The sequence below is a fragment of the Spirosoma lacussanchae genome (assembly GCF_005870035.1).
GTDB lineage: Bacteria > Bacteroidota > Bacteroidia > Cytophagales > Spirosomataceae > Spirosoma > Spirosoma lacussanchae.
Genome location: NZ_SWJG01000004.1, coordinates 418,896 through 439,184 on the forward strand (window position 1 = coordinate 418,896; position 20,289 = coordinate 439,184).

Annotated in this window: 15 protein-coding genes; 5 read left to right on the plus strand and 10 right to left on the minus strand. The window is 55.5% G+C overall.

The window, feature by feature from the left end:
- Positions 1-341 precede the first annotated feature (341 nt).
- Positions 342-1,973 (minus strand): ABC-F family ATP-binding cassette domain-containing protein, encoded by a 1,632-nt coding sequence (locus FBR45_RS17675; RefSeq protein WP_138504675.1) that lies wholly within the window; start codon positions 1,971-1,973, stop codon positions 342-344.
- A gap of 203 nt (positions 1,974-2,176) precedes the next feature.
- Between FBR45_RS17675 and FBR45_RS17680 the strand changes: the two genes are divergently transcribed.
- A complete protein-coding gene (locus tag FBR45_RS17680; protein ID WP_138504677.1) occupies positions 2,177-2,842 on the plus strand; it encodes a DUF2461 domain-containing protein in 666 nt (221 codons plus the stop codon).
- 10 nt (positions 2,843-2,852) lie between these two features.
- Here FBR45_RS17680 and FBR45_RS17685 read toward each other — a convergent pair whose 3' ends face one another.
- The 4 genes from FBR45_RS17685 to alaS form a co-directional block, all read right to left on the minus strand.
- Positions 2,853-4,385 (minus strand): S10 family peptidase, encoded by a 1,533-nt coding sequence (locus FBR45_RS17685; RefSeq protein WP_138504679.1) that lies wholly within the window; start codon positions 4,383-4,385, stop codon positions 2,853-2,855.
- A 39-nt stretch (positions 4,386-4,424) separates the two neighbouring features.
- Complete coding sequence (gene murI, locus FBR45_RS17690) at positions 4,425-5,243, minus strand: glutamate racemase (protein WP_138504681.1); 819 nt, start codon at positions 5,241-5,243, stop codon at positions 4,425-4,427.
- A gap of 14 nt (positions 5,244-5,257) precedes the next feature.
- Positions 5,258-5,656 carry a Dabb family protein gene (locus tag FBR45_RS17695; protein ID WP_138504683.1) on the minus strand — a complete coding sequence of 133 codons (399 nt, stop codon included), beginning with the start codon at positions 5,654-5,656 and terminating at the stop codon, positions 5,258-5,260.
- Between the two features lie 120 nt (positions 5,657-5,776).
- Positions 5,777-8,461: an alanine--tRNA ligase gene (alaS, locus tag FBR45_RS17700; RefSeq protein ID WP_138504685.1), complete on the minus strand. Its 2,685-nt coding sequence runs from the start codon at positions 8,459-8,461 to the stop codon at positions 5,777-5,779.
- A 135-nt stretch (positions 8,462-8,596) separates the two neighbouring features.
- Between alaS and FBR45_RS17705 the strand changes: the two genes are divergently transcribed.
- Complete coding sequence (locus tag FBR45_RS17705; protein ID WP_138504687.1) at positions 8,597-8,965, plus strand: MerR family transcriptional regulator; 369 nt, start codon at positions 8,597-8,599, stop codon at positions 8,963-8,965.
- Positions 8,966-9,195: 230 nt separating this feature from the next.
- Here FBR45_RS17705 and FBR45_RS17710 read toward each other — a convergent pair whose 3' ends face one another.
- Positions 9,196-11,034 carry a cytochrome c peroxidase gene (locus FBR45_RS17710; RefSeq protein WP_138504689.1) on the minus strand — a complete coding sequence of 613 codons (1,839 nt, stop codon included), beginning with the start codon at positions 11,032-11,034 and terminating at the stop codon, positions 9,196-9,198.
- 88 nt (positions 11,035-11,122) lie between these two features.
- Positions 11,123-12,583, minus strand: coding sequence for a hypothetical protein (locus FBR45_RS17715; RefSeq protein ID WP_171044916.1), 1,461 nt, complete (start codon positions 12,581-12,583; stop codon positions 11,123-11,125).
- Between the two features lie 232 nt (positions 12,584-12,815).
- Between FBR45_RS17715 and dprA the strand changes: the two genes are divergently transcribed.
- Positions 12,816-13,928, plus strand: a complete 1,113-nt coding sequence (gene dprA / locus FBR45_RS17720; RefSeq protein WP_138504799.1) for a DNA-processing protein DprA — start codon at positions 12,816-12,818, stop codon at positions 13,926-13,928.
- On the opposite strand, the gene eutC is transcribed toward dprA, so the two are convergent.
- On the minus strand, positions 13,861-14,667 hold the full coding sequence (gene eutC / locus FBR45_RS17725) for an ethanolamine ammonia-lyase subunit EutC (RefSeq protein ID WP_138504691.1): 807 nt from the start codon (positions 14,665-14,667) through the stop codon (positions 13,861-13,863). The two genes, dprA and eutC, sit on opposite strands and share 68 nt — an antisense overlap.
- Positions 14,668-14,938: 271 nt before the next feature.
- Here eutC and FBR45_RS17730 point away from each other — a divergent pair, with 271 nt between their 5' ends.
- Positions 14,939-15,913 carry a glycoside hydrolase family 43 protein gene (locus FBR45_RS17730; protein WP_138504693.1) on the plus strand — a complete coding sequence of 325 codons (975 nt, stop codon included), beginning with the start codon at positions 14,939-14,941 and terminating at the stop codon, positions 15,911-15,913.
- A 7-nt stretch (positions 15,914-15,920) separates the two neighbouring features.
- Here the strand turns inward: FBR45_RS17730 and FBR45_RS17735 are convergent, their stop codons facing one another.
- Positions 15,921-17,294, minus strand: a complete 1,374-nt coding sequence (locus FBR45_RS17735; protein ID WP_138504695.1) for an ethanolamine ammonia-lyase subunit EutB — start codon at positions 17,292-17,294, stop codon at positions 15,921-15,923.
- Between the two features lie 114 nt (positions 17,295-17,408).
- Between FBR45_RS17735 and FBR45_RS17740 the strand changes: the two genes are divergently transcribed.
- Positions 17,409-17,531, plus strand: a complete 123-nt coding sequence (locus tag FBR45_RS17740) for a 30S ribosomal protein THX (RefSeq protein ID WP_138504697.1) — start codon at positions 17,409-17,411, stop codon at positions 17,529-17,531.
- Between the two features lie 89 nt (positions 17,532-17,620).
- Here FBR45_RS17740 and FBR45_RS17745 read toward each other — a convergent pair whose 3' ends face one another.
- The gene (locus FBR45_RS17745; protein WP_317128625.1) at positions 17,621-20,182 is read right to left on the minus strand and encodes a hypothetical protein; all 2,562 of its coding nucleotides are present in this window, start codon (positions 20,180-20,182) and stop codon (positions 17,621-17,623) included.
- Positions 20,183-20,289 lie beyond the last annotated feature (107 nt).

The window sequence follows — 20,289 nt, forward strand, 5'->3', positions numbered from 1 at the left end:
TGTGAGTGAAGCCGCCGGGACGCGTTTAAGGTTAAAAAAGAAAATTCTTACTACCAGGACAGGACAATCCCTATCCTGTATAGAATCTGTTCGCCAGCTGCGCTCTTTCGCCAGTGGCATATAAACTCGTTGCGCCGTCTGTTTGGTGATGAGAAAGCCGGTAAATGAGGCAACGGTCCTTCCAACGTAGCCAGACTGGCTTTGGGTGAGCCAATTTCAAAAAGCGCTGTTGTCGATCGGGGGTGTTTGAGAGTTCTCTGCCTGTTCGACTTGCTGGAGCAACTCCATAAAAAAAGCGCCTGACAAGAGTCCTGTCAGGCGCTTTTAATGAGGTAAACCGGTTAAGCTACAGCTTCGTAGAGTTCTTCCCGCTGCTGCTTTACGCGGGCATCGGAGATGTACTCGTCGTAGGTCATTAGCTTGTCGAGGATACCCGCCGGGGTTATTTCGATAATCCGGTTGGCGACCGTCTGCGCGAACTGGTGGTCATGGCTGGTGAACAGAACCGGACCTTTGAAGTCGATCAGACCGTTGTTCAGCGACTCGATCGATTCAAGGTCGAGGTGGTTCGTGGGTTCATCCAGCATGAGTACGTTAGCACCGGAAAGCATCATCTTCGACAGCATACAGCGTACTTTCTCGCCCCCGCTCAGGACCGTGGCTTTCTTGAGCGACTCCTCGCCGGAGAAGAGCATACGGCCCAGGAACCCACGGATAAAGCTCTCGTCTTTCTCGACCGAGTACTGCCGCAGCCAGTCGACCAGGTTCAGATCGGTCTGGAAGAATTTATCTTTCTCGGCGTCGGTCGGAAAATACGACATGGTGATCGTAACGCCCCACCGGAAGGTACCCGAATCGGCTTTGCGTTCGCCAGCCAGAATATCCATCAGGGCAGATACGGCCAGCCCGTCGCGACTAAAGAGGAACAGTTTATCCTGCCGGTTCACCGTAAACGACATATTTTCGAACAGCTTTTGTCCGTCCTCCGCCGTATAGGTCAGGTTCTCGACGGTCAGAATCTGATCACCGGGTTCGCGCTCGGGTTTGAAGTTAACGTAGGGATACTTCCGCGACGATGGCTGAATATCTTCGATCGTGAGTTTCTCGAGCAGTTTGGCCCGGCTGGTAGCCTGCTTCGATTTGGACGCGTTGGCCGAAAACCGCCGGATGAACTCTTCCAGCTCTTTCCGTTTGTCTTCAGTCTTCTTGTTCTGGTCCTGACGCTGCCGCAGCGCAAGCTGGCTCGATTCGTACCAGAACGAGTAGTTCCCCGCAAAAAGCTTCACCTTGGCAAAATCAACGTCTACGATCTGGGTGCAGACCTGATCCAGGAAGTGGCGGTCGTGCGAGACAACGATGACGGTGTTGTTGAAGTTGGCCAGAAAGTTCTCCAGCCAAAGGCTCGATTCGACATCGAGGTTGTTGGTCGGCTCGTCGAGGAGCAGAATATCGGGGTTACCGAACAGCGCCTGGGCCAGCAACACCCGCACTTTTTCGGAGCCGTTCAGGTCGCTCATCTGCGCGTAATGCTGATCTTCTTTGATACCCAGTCCCGACAACAGCGCAGCCGCATCGGATTCGGCATCCCAGCCGTTCATCTCGGCAAATTCGGACTCCAGTTCAGCCGCCCGCTCACCATCGGCGTCGGTAAAGTCGGTCTTGGCGTACAGGGCATCTTTTTCCTGCGAAATATCATACAGGCGTTTGTTACCCATGATAACCGTTTGCAGGACCGGATACTCATCGTAGGCCGACTGGTTCTGATTCAGCACCGACATCCGCTCGCCGGGCGAGATACTGACACTACCGGTTTGTGGTTCGATTTCGCCGGATAAAATTTTAAGAAACGTCGACTTCCCGGCCCCGTTGGCGCCAATGACACCGTAACAGTTGCCCGAAGTAAATTTTATGTTGACGTCGTCGAACAGGACCCGCTTCCCGTAGCGGAGTGAGACGTTTTGTACCGTGATCATGAGGTTGATTCGTGCTTGAAATACGAGCAAAGATACGAAATTCTGGCGGGAAACGGGCGTCTCCCTCAGGCGGGCTGACCAATGAGACTTGTTCCTTCCCGGAATCCGGGCCGGGTCGGCAGCCGCTTACTGAGCAGGGGCCCGTCGGTTTGGGCAATTGGTGCGTCGGTAGTAGACTTGCGTAACTTTTGACCAGTCTGATTATGCTGCATCCATCTACGCTCACGTTTCTGAGCGATCTGAAAGAAAACAATAACAAGCCCTGGCTCGATGCCAATCGGGCAAGCTACGAAGCCGCCAAAGGCGATTTTATCCAGCTCGTGACGGCACTCATCGACGGCCTTGCACCGATTGATTCTGCTATTGCCGAATCTGGTCTACAGGCCAAAAATTGTATGTTCAGGATCAACCGCGACATTCGGTTTTCGCCCAACAAATCACCCTACAAAACCAACTTCGGTGCCTGGCTGAACCCCGGTGGTAAAAAGTCTGAGTCGGCAGGCTATTACCTGAACGTGCAGCCGGGCGGCAGCTTCGTAGCGGGTGGACTGTACATGCCCGATCCGGCTGCGCTGGCCGCCGTTCGCCAGGAAATCGACTACAACCTCAACGAATTTGAGGGATTACTTAACCAGCCTGCATTTGCCCGGCATTTCAAGGGCCTCGACCGCAGCGACGCGCTGCAACGCCCGCCCAAAGGCTACAGCGCCGACAACCCGGCGGTCGAGTACCTGAAGCTAAAGAGTTTCACCGTTTCGCACCCCTTATCCGACACTGACCTAACCAAATCGACCCTCACGAAACGGGTTCTGGATGCCTTTGCCGCCCTGCAGCCACTCGTGCACTACCTAAACCGCGCCGTCTCCTAAGCATCGGCGTTTATTTGGGCAGGGCCGTTTTGTAGAAATCGGCAACGTGGCGGGTCATATCGATCAGCGCTGGCCGGTCGATGTACATCATATGGCCCGCTTCGTAATACGACATGGTTACATTGCTCTTCAGCGCGGGGTCGAGCATCATGTGGCTGAAGGTATACTCGGTAGCGAAGTAAGGCGTTGCCATGTCGTAATAACCGTTGCAGACGTGAACCTTCAGATACGGGTTTTTAGTCATGGCATTCCGCAGTGTTTCGGCGGTATTCAAAAATTGATTCTGCACGTTACTGTAGTTCCAGGGCCGGACCCGGCCGGTCAGGATTTCATAGGGCAGATCATTCTTTACGTTCAACACCCGATGCAGATGGTCGTTGACGGCCGTAGTAAAAGGACCATAAATGGTCGCATTATAGCTCGGATCAAACTCGGTAGACTCACCCGCACGGTCATAATCGGAGGCCGTGAATCGCCCGTCCAGCCGCCCCACGGTACGGCCCTGTTTGCGAAGCAGTTCTTTGGTAAAGCGGCTATCGCGAATACGGAGGTTACTGCCCAGCAGATAGTCTACCGAAAGGCCAGTAAACTTGTTTAGCTGAGCGGCTACGGCCTGCCGCTCGGCTGGTGTCAGCTTGTCCCCTTTCATCAGCGCCAGGGTGTAATCACCGGCTGCATAGGCCTCTACCTCCTTCAAGAGGGTTTTTAGTTCTTTATAGGCCGGCACCTGCTTGTGGTACCAGGCCATGGCGGCATAGGTCGGCAGAAACAGACTGTAGGGCAGCTCATTGCCTCCGATGGCAAATTGAATGGTGGTGAAGTCGAGTACGGCCGAAATCAGTACAATTCCATTCAGGAACAGCCCGTGCCGATCCTGTAAATACCCCGACAGACCTGCCGAGCGGGTGGTCCCATAGCTCTCACCCGCCAGGAACTTGGGCGATCCCCAACGGTCATAGCGGGTCGTGTATAACCGAATGAAATCACCGACGGACTGAATGTCTTCTACATAGCCCGTAAACTCTTTCTTATCGACCCCCTCGGCCGGGCGACTGTAGCCGGTCATGACCGGATCAATGAAGACAAGATCCGTAAAAGCCAGCCAGGTAAACTCGTTATCGGACACCGTATAGGGCGGGGCCAGCATAGTACCATCGTCGCCCATCAGAATCCGTTTGGGGCCGAGCGCGCCCATATGCAGCCAGACCGAAGCCGAACCCGGCCCACCGTTGTACGTATACGTAATGGGGCGGCTGGCGGGGTTCGTCACGCCGTCGCGGGTATAGGCAACAAAGAAGATGTTGGCCCGGATTTTACCACTCTCGTCGCGTTGCGGCAGGTAGCCGGCCGTAGCTGTGTAATTAATCTTCTGCACCACCCCACCCACACCGGTTATGGTGATGCTGTGTTTGGTAATGGATAATTCCGGGTCAGGGGAATAACTGGTTCGGCTAGCCGGGGGAACTGGCGGATCGGCCTTTTGGGCGATGCCTGTACAGACTAGAAGTAAGCAGAGGGAGAGCGTCAGTAGACTTGTTTTCATCTGTTTCGGTGGTAAGAAACAAATGTAGCAAAAGCCCCTTTACAACGCCAGATGCGCCGATTGGACCGATTCGCCATAGAAGACAGTAGCCTGCCGGTCAAAATCAGCGGGCGAGTCGGTCGTCAGGAAGGTGCGCTGCCCGCCCTGGCTGCACTGGGCTTCCAATGCCGGATGCCGCTGCAGGTAGTTGACCAGGCTGTCGGCAACGATATGGCCCTGGCTCAGTATGGTCATGCCGGGCGGCACAAACTGGCGAATTTTTTCGAGAAGCAGTGGGTAGTGCGTGCAGGCCAGCAACAAGGTGTCGATCCGGGATGAATGCGCCATCACCCGGTCAATATGCTGCTTCACGAAATAGTCGGCACCTGGGCTGTTATACTCGCCGTTTTCGACCAGCGGCACCCACATAGGACAGGCTTCCTGAAAAACGCGTAGTTCCGGAAAGAATTTTTCGATCTCTACCACGTACGACTCGGATGTTACCGTTCCGCGGGTAGCCAATATGCCGACTTCTCCGGTTTGCGAATACGTGCCGATCACTTCGGTGGTCGGTCGAATCACGCCCAACACCCGCCGGTCAGACGCCAGCCGGGGCAGGTCGAGCTGCTGAATATTACGCAGTGCTTTGGCCGATGCGGTATTACAGGCCAGGATGACGAGTCGGCACCCCCGGTCGAACAGATGCCGGACGCACTCGAGGGTGTACTGATAAACGGTGTCGAAGGAGCGGGTACCGTAGGGCGTCCGGGCGTTATCGCCCAGATAGACATAGTCGTACTGGGGTAACGTCCGGACAATTTCCCGCAAAACGGTCAGGCCACCGTAGCCCGAATCAAATACACCAATGGGTTGATTCATTAACACGCTAATAACTACCGCTTCGGGCCTACAGCATCGTAGATAACAACCTTCTCCCAGAGCGATGCGTAGTTATTGCGAAACTCGTCGTGAATGGGGTGCTTCTGGTACGCTTCTTCATCGGCCGGGCTGTCGAAAAAGCACAGCCATGAATAGGTGTAGGTCCGCTCAATCACGGCGCGGTTGGTAGCCGCCGGGGTACCGATATGCACCATTTTAATGGTTGGACATTTGGCCAGCTTGTTCAGCCCTTCCAGTAGCTTGGCCTTATCGGCTTCGCTACCGGGGTTTTTCAGGTAGAACATAACGTGATGAACAAATAGCTCTTTGGGAGCTGAAACCTCAGGCAAGCTGACACCCAGACCGGCCGCTACGCTCCCTTTAACGAATGCTCTACGCGATTGATGACTCATATAATTTTTGGTTACTGGTTTTTAGTACAGATACGGGAATGGGTGTCGACAAACAATGCCAGCGGCCGGCCTGGGAGTAAGCATCCAGCTTCGGCTTGTACGCCAAAGCTGGATTTCGGTTTACGCCAGCAACGCTTTGCCCTGTGCCAGAGCCGCATCCAGACCTGATGCGTCTGATCCACCCGCCGTAGCGAAGAATGGCTGGCCGCCCCCGCCCCCACGTATGTTTTTGGCCAGCTCTTTCACCACCTGACCGGCATTCAGATTTTTCCCCTGAATGAGCGAATCGGGTAGCATGACGGCCAGTTGCGGCTTTCCGTTGATGTCGGCCCCCAATACCAGGGCCAGGTTGTCGACTTTCGCTTTCAGATCGTAGGCGAGCTGCTTCAGCGCGTCGGCCGAGGGTACGTCAACGCGTTCTACCAGCCGCGCATGTCCATCTCCGTCGGCGCCGGTCACGTTTTCGATTTTATCGAGCAGCTGGTTCTTCAGCTGTTGTACTTTTTCGTTCTGCAGCGCTTCGACCTGTTTTTGCAGTGCCACGCGCTCATCGAGCAGCGCCTGTACCGCCTTAACGACGTCTTTCGGGGCTTTGAGCAGTTCTTTCAACTCGCTGACAACCGCCATCTGTTCGTTGACAAGTTCTTCGGCGCCAAGCGAGGTCTTAGCCTCCACGCGTCGAACGCCCGTCGATACAGAGCCTTCACCGGTGAATTTGAACAACCCAATATGACCGGTAGCCGGTACATGCGTACCGCCACAGAGTTCGACCGAGTAGTTGGGATCGAACGTGATAACCCGCACAAAGTCGCCGTATTTCTCGCCGAACAGGGCAGTGGCGCCCATATTTTTCGCCTGATCGATCGGTACGTTGCGTTTTTCGTCGAGCTGGATGTCTTCGCGAATTTTCTCGTTCACGATCCGCTCCACTTCGGCCAGTTGCTCGTCGGTAACCTTGCTGAAGTGGGAGAAGTCGAAGCGAAGGGCATCCGGGCCTACGTACGATCCTTTCTGAGCCACATGCGTACCCAGCACATCGCGCAGAGCCGCATGGAGCAGGTGGGTAGCCGAGTGGTTACTGGAGGTCAGCATCCGGCGATCAGCATTCACGATAGCTCGAACAGAGATGGCCGACTCGAGCGTTTCATCCAGATCAGCCTCGTTAGCAATCAGGATAGACAGATCGTTTTCCTTCTTTGTGTCGACTATCTGTATGATTTTCTGCGCATCGCCCTGACTCACAACCAGTACACCAGTATCGCCGATCTGACCGCCTGATTCAGCATAGAAGGGAGTTTGCCCCAACACAATCTGATACTGGGTTCCCTGTTTGTTCTGCACCTTCCGGTATTTGACAATAAACGTTTCAATCTCTGTCTGATCGTAGCCTACAAACTCAGTTCGATCAACATCATTTAGCTCGACCCAGTCGCCGGCCGAGGAGGTGGCATCTTTACGCGAGCGGGCTTTCTGTTCCTGCAGGGCTTTCTGGAAACCCGCTTCATCGATACTTAGCCCTTTTTCGCGGGCAATCAGCGCCGTCAGGTCGGCCGGGAAACCGAAGGTGTCGTTCAGTTCGAAAACCGTTTCGCCGGGTATCTCCGACTTCCCTTCGCTCGCCAACTGACCAATGATCTGGTCCAGACGCCCCAGTCCGGTTCCGAGCGTCCGCAGGAACGCTATTTCTTCTTCGCGAATGACGGTAGCCACAAAGTCGCGCTGGGCGTTCAGTTCGGGGAACACATCGGCAAACTGCATGGCCAGCGTCGGTACAAGTTTGGTCATGAACGGCTCGGTCAGGTTCAGGTACGAATAACCATAGCGGATGGCCCGGCGCAGAATCCGCCGGATCACGTAGCCCGCTTTGGCGTTGCTCGGTACCAGCCCGTCGGCAATAGCGAACGACACCGCCCGGATATGGTCGGCAATGACCCGCATCGCTACGTCAGACATGCCTTTGCCAGCCTCGTATTGCCGGCCCGACAGTTCTTCTATCACCTGAATAGTACCCGAGAACACATCGGTATCGTAGTTCGACTGTTTGCCCTGAATGGCCATACACAGGCGTTCGAAACCCATGCCGGTGTCGACATGGCGGGCGGGCAGTTCTTCCAGTGAGCCGTCGGCTTTGCGGTTGAACTGCATGAATACGTTATTCCAGATTTCGACCACCTGCGGATGGTCGGCGTTTACCAGCTCTTTACCCGGCTTCTGGGCTACTTCTTCGGGCGAGCGCAGATCGATGTGAATTTCGGAGCAGGGACCGCATGGCCCCGTTTCCCCCATTTCCCAGAAGTTGTCTTTCTTATTGCCCAGAATGATCCGCGACTCGTCCGGTTCGCCGTCGCGACCGAGGATTTCTTTCCAGATGTCCCACGACTCCTGGTCGAAGGGTACGTTATCCCGGTCATCTCCCTTAAAAACCGACACGTAAATGCGGTCTTTGGGAAGTTTGTATACTTCGGTCAGCAGTTCCCACGACCAAGTCAAGGCTTCTTTCTTGAAATAATCACCAAACGACCAGTTACCAAGCATCTCGAACATGGTGTGGTGATAGGTATCGAAACCAACGTCTTCGAGGTCGTTGTGCTTCCCTGACACCCGCAGGCACTTCTGCGTATCGGCCACACGGGGCGACGGTGGCGTACCATTACCGAGGAAGAAGTCCTTGAATTGCGCCATCCCGGAGTTGTTAAACATCAGCGTTGGGTCGTTCTTGGCAACCAGCGGGGCTGAGGGCACAATCAGGTGTTGTTTGGAGCGGAAGAAGTCGAGGAAATGTCGACGTATTTCGTGGGAAGTCATAATAGAATCAATCAGTTGCCCGCTTAATCGCTTATTTCGGGCTCAACCGGGGCTACCGGTCGATCCACCAGGCGGGGCGTCGGCAAATTTACACGAAAACTTGCGTTTTTCGGGTCTGCGTGGCAGGTTTGTCAGATGGAAAGCGAGGGCAAACTGTATTACGGCATCAAGGAAGTAGCCGAGTTATTCGGGATCAACGCGTCGAAGTTACGGTTCTATGAAAAGGAGTTTCCCATGCTCCAGCCCCGAAAAAATCGCTCTGGCGATCGGGTTTATACGCAGGCCGACCTCGACCTGCTCCGCGACATTCTGGACCTGACGCAGGCTAAAGGCTACACCCTGGCCGGTGCCCGAGAATTTCTGAAAAGTCGGGATGTCAACCGCCAGCAGAACGCCCGATACATCGCCAAACTGCGTGAGATCAAATCATTTCTGGAAAAAATTCGCGACGACCTGAACACACCGGTCGGCAATGCGCCATCGGATTCCTCGATCGAATTTTAATCCGTTTCCCAGTTTCCCCAGTTTGAAAACCGGGGCTATTCATTTGTCTCCATCAATGTAAAATCTCAATCGGTGCGATCCATGAATAGTGCCTGATACACCAGTTTAAAAACCGGGGCTATACATTTGTCTTCATCAATGCAGAATCCGGCTCGGCACGACCCATGAATAGTGCTGGCCTTCAGGCTGGCGGATTCGATTCGCGGGCGATTTTAAACCGGTGAACACAATTACAGGGCTTTCAGGAAAGCGATTAGGGCCTGCTTTTCGCTGGGCGTCAGATTCAGTTTATCACCTGGCAAGGTCTGATTATCGACAGAAAGTCCCAGGCCGATGCCCCCGCCTTTGTTATAGAAGTCGATAACCTGATCGAGCGTTTGATAGACGCCATTATGCATATAGGGCGCCGTTTGGGCCACGTTACGAACGGTCGGCGTTTTGAACGCGTGTTTCTGAATCACAATTCGGGTGGTTTGAAATTTACCCAGGTCCGGGTCAAGCTGGTTGTTATCGGCCGTAGCGGGTGTTCCCAGTACCTCGCTCTCGGTTTTCTGATAGGCAGGCGGTACCGTACCGTTGAATAGCGGGTAGAAATGGCAGGTGGCACATTTGGCCTTACCCATGAACAGATTGAATCCATGCCGCTCCTCGGCCGATAATGCAGCCTGGTTCTGATTGCGTAAGGCCTGGTCTACCCGAGAATCGAGGCTGGTCAGCGAACGCACGTAACTCGCAATGGCGTTTTTCAGGTTTTGTTCGGTCACCCCGTCGCGGTAGGTTTTGCTGAACGTTGTCCGGTAGGACGTATTAGCCCGCAGTGCTTTCACGGCTTCGGGCAATGAGCCGTGCATCTCATCGGCATTTTCAAGTACGTCGCTGGCCTGGTCTTCGAGAAAGGTTACCCTCGAATCGGCAAACTGAGCGGCCTGAAAAGCTGCATTTACCAACGTCGGCGAATTACGGGCAATACGCCGGCCACCAAACCCAACAGCCAGACTTTTCGGCTCTCCGTCGGTAAACGCTTTATCAGGTCGATGGCAGGTGGCACAGCTGCGATTGGCCTCACCCGACAGAATGGGGTCGTAGAACAGCATTTTCCCCAGTTCGATCCGGCTGGGCGTAGCCCGGTCACCACGACTGTTCACAAAATAGCTCGGGTCGAAAGCGTCCGGGTCGTTGAGCGTCCGGGCCGAAGCCGACAGGAGACGGCTTTCCTGAAAGACAGGAATGCCAAGGGCTTGTTGCGCGTCGAGCAATAGACTACTCAGCACGTTGGCGTGTTGGGTGATGTAGCCGAACCGATCGAACCTGTTAAAGCTGCGTTCTTTTTGTAAAGCCCCGATGGCACCGGCAAAGGCCTTGTCGAGCCGCTCAGCCAGGTCGGGTCGCTGGTCAGGCAGGTCATAAAAACGGAGATGCTGCTGTAGACTTTGCAGCGCAGCGGCTGCTTCGGGCAGCGAATGGTTGGCAACGGGCGAATCGAACCCGGTGATGCCGAGCGAAACGAGCCGAAACACTTCGAGCCGCATAGCATCAAAGACGTGGCTGTCGGTCATTTCGTTATCCGTAGCGACCCGCGTTAGCCGCCTTACATTAGATTGCAACAGGGCCAGCTGTCCCCGTAATTCGTCCTGGTTGGCCGGGTCGTAGGGAAACAGCAGTTCTTCAATTACCTGAAACCCTTCCGGCTTTATTTCCCGCTGTAACCCATCATCTTCTTCTACTTCGGGCAGGGCAGGCCCATTCAGGCTTTTGGCCGTTTCGGGGTTGTATAGCTCAACCAGAAATTCAACCTGTTTATACGCCAAACGAGCCGTATCAAAGGCAGCCTGAATCCGGCTGGCGGGTAGTTGCGCAATGACAACTCGATTCAGTTGCCGCACGGCAGAGTCTAGCTGCGCGATATCATAAAGGTATTCACGTTTAACCCGTTGCAGTGGAGTTTGCCGGGGTATCAACACTTCATAGAGGCCCCAAAGCGCCAGACAGCCCACCAGGCCAACACCTATCCAGAATACAGGCTGGGTCCGTTTACGGGTTACACTTGACGAAGTTTGTGGGGTAAGCATATCACGAACTGCAAAATTAGGTTTATCAGGACATAAAAAGCCTGACCAACCAGGGGTTGGTCAGGCTGCGTAGTATACGTCGGTTACTTTAGCGGGGCAGCCCTTTTACGACGATGAGCTGACTGGCCTGGTTTTCGTCGGGTCGTTTGGTCCCTCCGTCAACAGCCTTGTACTTATCCCCTCGCCAGGTATGCGGCTGAACGGCAATGATAAAAGTATCAGTCAATCCGAGCTGATCCGATACATCAATCATAGCGCCATACTCCCAGGTACCAAAACGCGATGAGCCCCCTACGTTATATTTTGCGGCATCCGAAGCCGTCCGGCGATGATCCAGCTCCAGAACGGGTTTAAACTCGTTCGTTTTCAGGTTCAACTGGTAGATGTATGAATCGTGGGTTTCGTCCCCATAGCTATTCGGGTCTTCCTGGGTGTAGAGGTAATTCTCCGTCACCACGATATTATCTACGTTCTGAAACGTTTTGGCAATTCCTGCGCGGTCGTCACCATCAAGAACAACTTCAAGCGTTGCCTTGAGCGGATCGGCGGCATCCATCGTCAGGCGGTATACCCGACCGTATTTAGAACGCGAATAATCGGCGTTCGGACCAGAGTTTGCCTGCCCCGTAACGTTGAAATACACTTCGCGGCCGGTACTCTTTTTACGGTAATCGATGTCTTCAACCCGCCCAAATTTGATGGCTTTGAGGTCGTTTACTTTGCCGTTGATCTGTGCACCTGTCAGCGTTTTATGATTGTCAACCTTGACAAACTCCACCGGGAACTTAGCGCCCACTTTCATATCCATTTCACGCTGGTTGCCATCGGTGCGCTTCAGCATGTAGAGCGAGCCGTTATCGAGGTCCCCCACTGTGTTGGAAAGGTACAAAGCCAACTGACCCCCGTTTACGTCAGAATCGTCATCACCAATCAGGATGGCGGTTTTACCGGTGTAGGCCTGCTTGGGCAGCGGCACCGCGTTTTCCGCACTCCAGCGGCCCAACCCGGCAATTTCCTTTGACACGCTCGCGGTTCCTACGTCGCCGAAGGGGTTCACACCGTGGGTTCTCGACTCCTGACCACTTTCACCACAGGTCAGGTATAGGGGCCCAAATCCATGTTCTTCCTGCGTGGCCATCGTGGCCGAACAAAGCCGCCATACGCCCCCATCGGAGTTCAGGATATACTCTCCCTTAACCGGCTTAAACGTTTTGTCGAGGGTAATGCGTGATACGGCGAAGTTGTCTTCGTGGTTGACAAGCAGCGTATACGTACCGTCCGCGTTTTTGAGCATACCTGCTCCATCGGCCGACCCGCCAAAAACGTAGTTGGGCGACTGATCCAGTTTATCATCGCTGCCGACAAGCGAAAAAATCTCTACGTTATTGACGCCCGGCATAGCTTTGGCCAGGGCAGGCGTAACGGATTGGTTCTTTAGTACTACCTCATTGGTCGGCTGAGTGCCCGGATTTTCCTGGGTACTGCAGGCGACGGCCATAAACAGGGAAAGCAACGCAGTTGAGGATAGCAAACGTTTGTTAGGAAGCATTGGTCAGTGTTTTTTGTACAGGAAACTTTTCACAAAAATACTCCCACGGTTTCTTCCAACAGCGCCCGGGTAATTATCTCACCGCTACCTTTTTACCAACCAATTTAATAGATAGTTTACATACTATTCCTTGATAAGCCACCTGTGTTGGGTTTGCGCCTGAAAAACAGTAAGCTTGCAGAGGCTGCTCGCCAGCCTTCTCATTTCCGTAACTTCTTTGCTTTATCTGAACGTGTCTACCGACGCTCATTCTCAAGTTGCCCTCACCCTTGTTCCGGGCTTGGGCAGTATTCTGATTCGGCAACTGATCAGCTACTGCGGATCGGCCCCGGAGGTCTTCCAGTCGCCCCTGGCCCGCCTGCTGAAAGTACCCGGCATTGGCGACGTAACCGCCCGGGCCATTCGTACTTCCGACGCGCTAACAACTGCCGAACGGGTACTCAAACGACTCGAAACCCTCGGCGCTACGCCCCTTTTCTACACCGACAAAGCCTACCCGGCCCGACTAAAAACCTTATACGACGCCCCGGCCCTATTGTACTGGCAGGGCGCTGGTGACCTCAACGCCCCCCGCACCATTGGTCTCGTTGGCACCCGGCAGGCCACCGACTATGGTCGGCGAATCACTACCGATATAATCGATGCACTAGCCCCCTATAATGTCACCGTCATCAGTGGCCTCGCCTATGGCATCGATATTGCCGCCCACCGGGCCAGCCTGACCAACGGACTGCCAACCATAGGCGTCATGGCCAGCGGACTGGACGTAGTTTACCCATCGGTCCATCGGCGAACGGCGCAGGAGATGCTGACCCAGGGCGGTCTGTTGACCGAGAGTATTCCAGGTACCAAACCCGACGCCCACCTGTTTCCGGCCCGCAACCGAATCATTGCCGGCCTGAGCGATGCCATTGTTGTGGTAGAAGCAGCCGCCAAAGGGGGCGCCCTCATTACGGCCGAGTATGCCAACAACTACCACCGCGACGTTTTTGCGGTGCCGGGCCAGCTGAACCAGACCTTTTCGGCGGGTTGTAACAAACTCATCCGGGAAAACAAAGCGCAGATTTATACCAGCCCGGCGGATCTGATCGAAGCTCTGAACTGGGATCAGCCAGTGGGGCAGCATCCGCGCGGCCATACAGCCCCGGCCCTGCCCGTAGACGTAACCGATGAAGAAAGTCAGGTCCTGGCCCTGTTGCGGCAATCGGCCGACCTGCACATCGACGAGCTGAGCTGGCAGTCGCAGATTCCGATGGGCCGACTGGCTTCGCTCCTGCTCAATCTGGAGTTTCGGGGGTTTGTTCGATCACTACCGGGTAAGAAGTATTCGGTAGTGTATGTGTAGGCATTTCATCTTTCAGCCCCACGCCCGATAGCTGCCGTGTTTTCATTTCGGTCAGCAGATACGCGAGTTTCTGCGCGGCAAGCTCATAGGGCAGTCCTTCGGGGCGGATGTTGGACACGCAATTGCGCGACTCGTCGGTCAGACCCGGACGGGGCTTGTAGGTAAGGTAAGCGCCCAGGCTATCGGGCGATGACAGGCCCGGCCGTTCGCCAATCAGGACCAGTACCAGCTCAGCCCCCAACCCGTGCGCGATCTCGTCACCAATAGCTACCCGCCCCTGCCGCACCAGACAGATCGGCGCCACCGACCAGCTCAGGCTGCTTATCAACCGAAGCAGGGCCGACACAACGGGTACCGCATGCGTATTGACCGCCGTAGCCGACAAGCCGTCGACGATGACGATAGCCAGCTCGAAGCCGTTCGCCCCTTCGTTGTCGGCGGCTAAACGGGTCAGGTGGGCAACTGATGTTTCGTGCAGTCTGCGACCCAGATCAGGCCGTTTCAGATACACGGCGCGATCACCAGCCTGACTTTGGAACGAGTAGGCATCGGCTCCCAACGCCTGGATATTGCTCAGCAGTTGCTCTTCATCGAGTACCGAATAAACGGCATCGCGAGCCCGGGCATGGTCGAGTTGAAAATCCAGTAGCGCCCGGGTCGGCAGACTGTTGCCAACCCGCCCCTGCGCAATGCGCGCTCGGGTATGTGCCTGTAGAAAAGACCACGAATCTGCATTCATACAGGCAACCTACGAAAACAACAGCTGGCACACAAGCGGTGCCGCAGGCGACCAGACGCCTGCGTACGGTTCACCATCTATCTTTTCCGATCCGGTCGCTTGCCCACAGTCGACGCATCCGGGCCAGTGCGTACGGCAATTTTCGGCTGGGCTATATACACGGAAACACCGTACGGCCTATATTGCCCGTCAATACCGCCGAATCAAGGCGGAGCTAAACCCCGCTGGCCTATAAATGCCAGCGCCTGACAACACCACAACATTGCTTCGAATGACTATTCTTACACGCCTTTCTTTGCTCGTTTTAGTACTCAGCACGCTGTCCGTTACCGCCCAGTCGACCAAACGCTCGGGTAATCCGGTATTTCCGGGCTGGTACGCGGACCCGGAAGGAGCCATTTTCGGCAATCGGTACTGGATCTACCCTACATACTCCGACAAGTATGAGAAACAAGTGCATTTTGATGCCTTCTCTTCGCCCGACCTCGTCAACTGGACCAAGCACCCCCGCATTCTCGACTCGTCGGCGGTGAAGTGGGCCAAAAAAGCGATGTGGGCGCCTGCTATCGTGCAGAAAGGTGGGCAGTATTTTCTCTTTTTCGGCGCTAACGATGTCCACCCCGGCGAAGTAGGGGGTATTGGGGTAGCCGTGGCCAACAACCCCGCCGGTCCTTTCCTCGATCATATCGGCAAACCGCTGGTCGGTGAAGTTCATAACGGTGCTCAACCTATCGATCAGTTTGTTTTCAGGGATACCGATGGGAAAGAATATCTGATCTATGGCGGCTGGGGCCATTGCAATATTGCCCAGCTTACAAGCGATTATAAGGGGTTCATTCCCTTCGCCGACGGCACCACGTTCCGCGAGATTACCCCCAAGAATTACGTAGAAGGACCAATCATGTTCGTACGAAACGGACGCTATTATTTCATGTGGTCGGAGGGCGGCTGGACGGGTCCCAACTATTCGGTAGCCTATGCGGTGGGGTCGTCTCCGTTCGGCCCATTCGAACGCGTTGGCAAAGTGTTGCAGCAGGACCCGACCGTGGCGACCGGTGCTGGCCATCATTCGGTCATCAACGTGCCCGGCACCGATGACTGGTACATCATCTACCACCGCCGTCCGCTTACCGAAACCGATGGTAACCACCGCGAAACTTGCATCGACAAACTGTACTTCGACGAAAAAGGCGCCATCAAACCGGTTCGGATTACGAAAGAGGGTGTTGAAGCCCGGCGTTTATAGAACCTCACTACATACCGGTCAGCAGCCGATGGCCCGTGCCGGCAGGTAGTAGCTGACCCTGGTCGTTTAGCAGGCCCATGCGCATAAGCCACTGTTCAAACTCGGGCGAGGGTCGGCGGTTAAGCAGCTGTCGGATGTACAGCGCATCGTGGAAACTCGTACTCTGGTAGTGCAGCATCACATCATCGGCGCCCGGAATACCCATGATGAACGTTACCCCGGCGGTGCCGAGTACCGTGAGCAGGGTGTCCATATCGTCCTGGTCGGCCTCCGCGTGATTGGTATAACAGATATCGACACCCATCGGTAAGCCGAGTAGTTTGCCGCAGCAATGATCCTCCAGCCCGGCGCGAATGATCTGTTTGCCGTCATACAGGTATTCAGGACCGATAAACCCAACCACCGAATTGACCAGCAGCGGCTCAAACGCCCTCGCTACGGCATAGGCCCGGACTTCGGCGGTTTGCTGATCCAGCCCACAGTGGGCGTTGGCCGATAGCGCGCTCCCCTGCCCCGTTTCAAAATACATTACATGTTGCCCGAGTGTACCGCGCTTCAGCGAGCGGGTTGCCTCCAGCCCTTCCTGTAATAAGCCGAGGTTCACCCCAAAGGATGCGTTCACGCCTTCGGTACCACCAATACTCTGAAACGCCAGATCGACGGGAGCGCCCTGCTCTATCGCCTGTAAAGTCGTAGTCAGATGGCTCAGCACACAGGTCTGCGCCGGAATAGAAAACCGTTCCCGAACGCTGTTAAGCATATCCAGCAGCCGAATAGTTGTCTGAACATGATCCGTGGCGGGGTTGATACCAATTACGGCATCTCCAGCCCCGTAGAGCAGCCCGTCGACCAGGCTGGCCGCAATGCCCCGCACATCATCAGTGGGGTGATTAGGCTGGAGCCGAGTGCTGAGTCGACCGCTCAGACCGATAGTATTCCGAAACCGGGTGATCACCTCACATTTGGCCGCCACCGTAATCAGATCCTGGTTCCGCATCAGTTTCGAGACGGCCGCTACCATTTCGGGGGTTAACCCCGGCTGCAGCCGGCGAAGCGTTTCGGTATCGGTTGTCAGGCTTAGTAGGTAATCGCGCAGGCCGCCCACGGTCAGGTGCCGGATCGGCTGAAACGCCCCGGCATCGTGCGAGTCGATGATGAGCCGGGTCACTTCGTCCTGCTCGTACGGCACGACGGCTTCGGCCAGAAAGGTGGTGAGCGGCAGGTCGGCCAGGGCCATCTGAGCTGCCACCCGCTCTTCGGCCGACCGGGCCGCTACGCCCGCCAGTTCATCGCCCGACCGCCGGGAGGTGGCGCGGGCCAGCAGCGTCCGCAAATCATCGAATACATACCTGGTTTGACGAACTGTATGTCGGTACGGCATGGGCAATCAGCGGTTGAAAACGAAGGGCGTAAAGATGACAAAATAAGCAGCGGGTAGGATTACCTTTTTTCAGGCTTCATACACTAGTAATGTACATTAAATCAATTAATTATTATGGGAAAAGGCGACAAGAAGTCACGGAAAGGCAAAATTTCGATGGGGTCGTATGGCAACACCCGTCCGCAGCATCCCAAAAAGTGGAGCGCTCCGAAACCCGCTCCGAAACCGGTCGATTAACTCGCGAAAATGGGTCCCGACTGTTACTACGCGCAGTAGTGACAGTCGGGACCCATCGTTATAACCCCTTACCGGTTGGGTAGGTCCGGCTATCGGGTTTTGGCTTTCGTAGGCTTTGTCGCTGCGGGCTCCGGGGCCGGAGGGCCGACTGGCTCAGGTTCTGATACCGGTGTAGACTGCCGATTGCGACCTTCCCGAAAGATGACGAACCCAATCAGCGCAATCAGCAATACGTTGGCAATGAGATCGATGGTGTCGCCGGTTTTGGCAGCGGGCGGATCGAACCGAAACTCGACCGTATGTTTACCCGCCGGTATGCGCAGCGCCCGCAACACATAGTTGGCCCGTAGCTGCTGAACGGGTTTCCCGTCGATCAGTGTCTGCCAGTCTTCGTTGCCCCGGTAGTAAATTTCAGAGAAAACGGCTAACCCGTCGCGGGCGGCATTGACCTCGTAGATCATCTTGTCAGGCCGGTAATTTGAAAGCCGGATTGTACTGCCGGCCGGGTCGAGGGTGGCAGGCAGGCCCGACAGCTGCGCAGCGAATCGCTTATCGACCACGGCCGTATCGCGCGGATTCAGGGTTTTCATGGCCGCAATCTCCGCATCAGCCCCTTCTACCATCTGTACCGTTTTCACGAACCAGGCAGCTCCGAGCACCTCCGGGTTAGGCAGTGCTACCGGCCCCGTCGGCGCCTGTTGCGGGTTATTGGGGTCCTGCTCGCCCTGCCGAATAACATATTTGACGTTCAGCATATTCAGCATGTTGAGCGTATTGGGCTGAAAAGCATACGTAATCAACTCCTGATATCGCCTAAGTTTAGCCGCGTGGTACCCACCAATGGACCGGTGGAAGTAGGACGCGCGGTTGCTGTTCATAAAGTCGGCAGTCTGGTCAAACACCCGGAAGCCGGGCGTCTTATCCTGCAAAATCTGCTCGTCGGCGGGCGTTGGTTCAAACACCTGACTGGCCTGCGCTTTTGTGACAAAATCGGCATTATTCAGGTAGCGTTTATCAACACCGAACAGGTCGAAAACCACCAGCGCCAGCAGCACCGGATAAAAGACAATGGGCTTGACCTTACCGGTGACCAGCCCCCACACAGCACCCGCCGTCAGCAGGATCAGGATAAACGACCGGAAGGCATCGCTCCGGAGCAGCCCCTGCCGATCGCTGATGAGCGCGGGCAGAAACTCTTTGCCCGCTTCGCCGAAATAGCGCGCCATCATATCGGCATCGGTCGGCGTCTGAAAGCTGAACAGGGTACCGCCCAGCAGCGCCAGAATCAAGGCCAAGCCACCGGTCAGGCCAAAGCTGACCAACAGCGGCTGGCGAAGTTGCGCAAACGTCCATTTCTGACTCACGAGGGTCTGCACCGCCATAGCCGCCCCAATCCCGATAAACAGCTGCGCCAGGCAAAGCGCCATAGTCATAGCCCGGAATTTGTTCAGGTAGGGCAGGTAGTCGAACAGCAGGTAGTTGATGGCCGCCAGGTTTTTACCCCAGGCTAGCACAATCATGAGTACAGCCGCGCTCAGCAGCCACCACCGGATGGGGTTGCGGATCACGAACATACCCAGCACGAACAGGAACAGCAGAGCCGCCCCCGCATAGGCAGGGCCGCCTACCATCGGCTGATCGCCCCAGTAGGTTGGCGTACCTAACTCTACAAACTGCTGCGCCTGGGCGGGGTCGAGCCCCCGGTTCACGAGTGCCTTGTAGAAGTCTGAACCGGTACCCAGACCGCCCCCCGACGCGCCCCCGAAGGCATTCGGCACCAACAGCGTGAGGGTTTCGGCTTTCCCGTAGCTGTAGCTGAACGCGTATTCCTTGTCGAGTCCGTTTCTGGCTCCACTTTCGGCCGATTTACCGTCCGGATTGGTTGTTTTTGCCGTCAGCTCCGACGTACCCCGAATGGTTTCCTTCGTATATTGATTCAGCACGAGCAGGCGCTTGCCAAAGCTGCCCCCGGCCAGAACCCCCGCCAGGGCCAGCGTGGCCAGGCCCATAGCCAGTTGCCGGCCTTTACCCGCCCGCACCAATGCAATCCCTTCAACGAGTATGTACAGGCCGATGGTCATGAACAGGTAGTACGTAATCTGAATGTGGTTGGCCCCCAGCTCCATACAGCCGAACAGCCCGGTCAGGGCGGCCCCCAGCCAATATCGTCCCCGCAGTGCCAGTACCACCCCGGCCAGCAGGCCAGCTCCAAACCCCATAGCAAACAGTTTGGAAATATGCCCGGCTTCGAGGCTCACGATACCGAAGGTGCCGAACCCATAGGCAATAGCCCCCAGCACCGACAGCCACGCATTAACCCCCAGCACCACCAGCAGCAGGTACGCACAGAACATGACCACAAAGACAACCGAGGCTGTATTGGGCAACAGGCCCACAACCCCCATAACGGCTTTGTAAACAAATATGTAAGGATAGTTGAAGTCAATCATATAGGCGGGCATGCCGCTGAAAACCGCATCGGTCCAGAGCGGTTTTTCGCCCGATTGCTGGCCAATTTCACGGATTTCGCGGGCCGAAGCAACCGCCTGCTGTACATCGCTCATGCTTAAGGTCTTGCCCGACATGACCGGCGAGAAATAGATAATAGCCAGCACCAGCAGACCCACCACGGCGATCAGGTGTGGGCGCAAACGTTGGAAAAAAGTAGGTTGGTTCATACAATGCAGTCAGTACACTGCCCAAAGATACAGGTTTACCAGAAAACGGACGGCGCACCCACCGGATTGTTGCAGGGAAC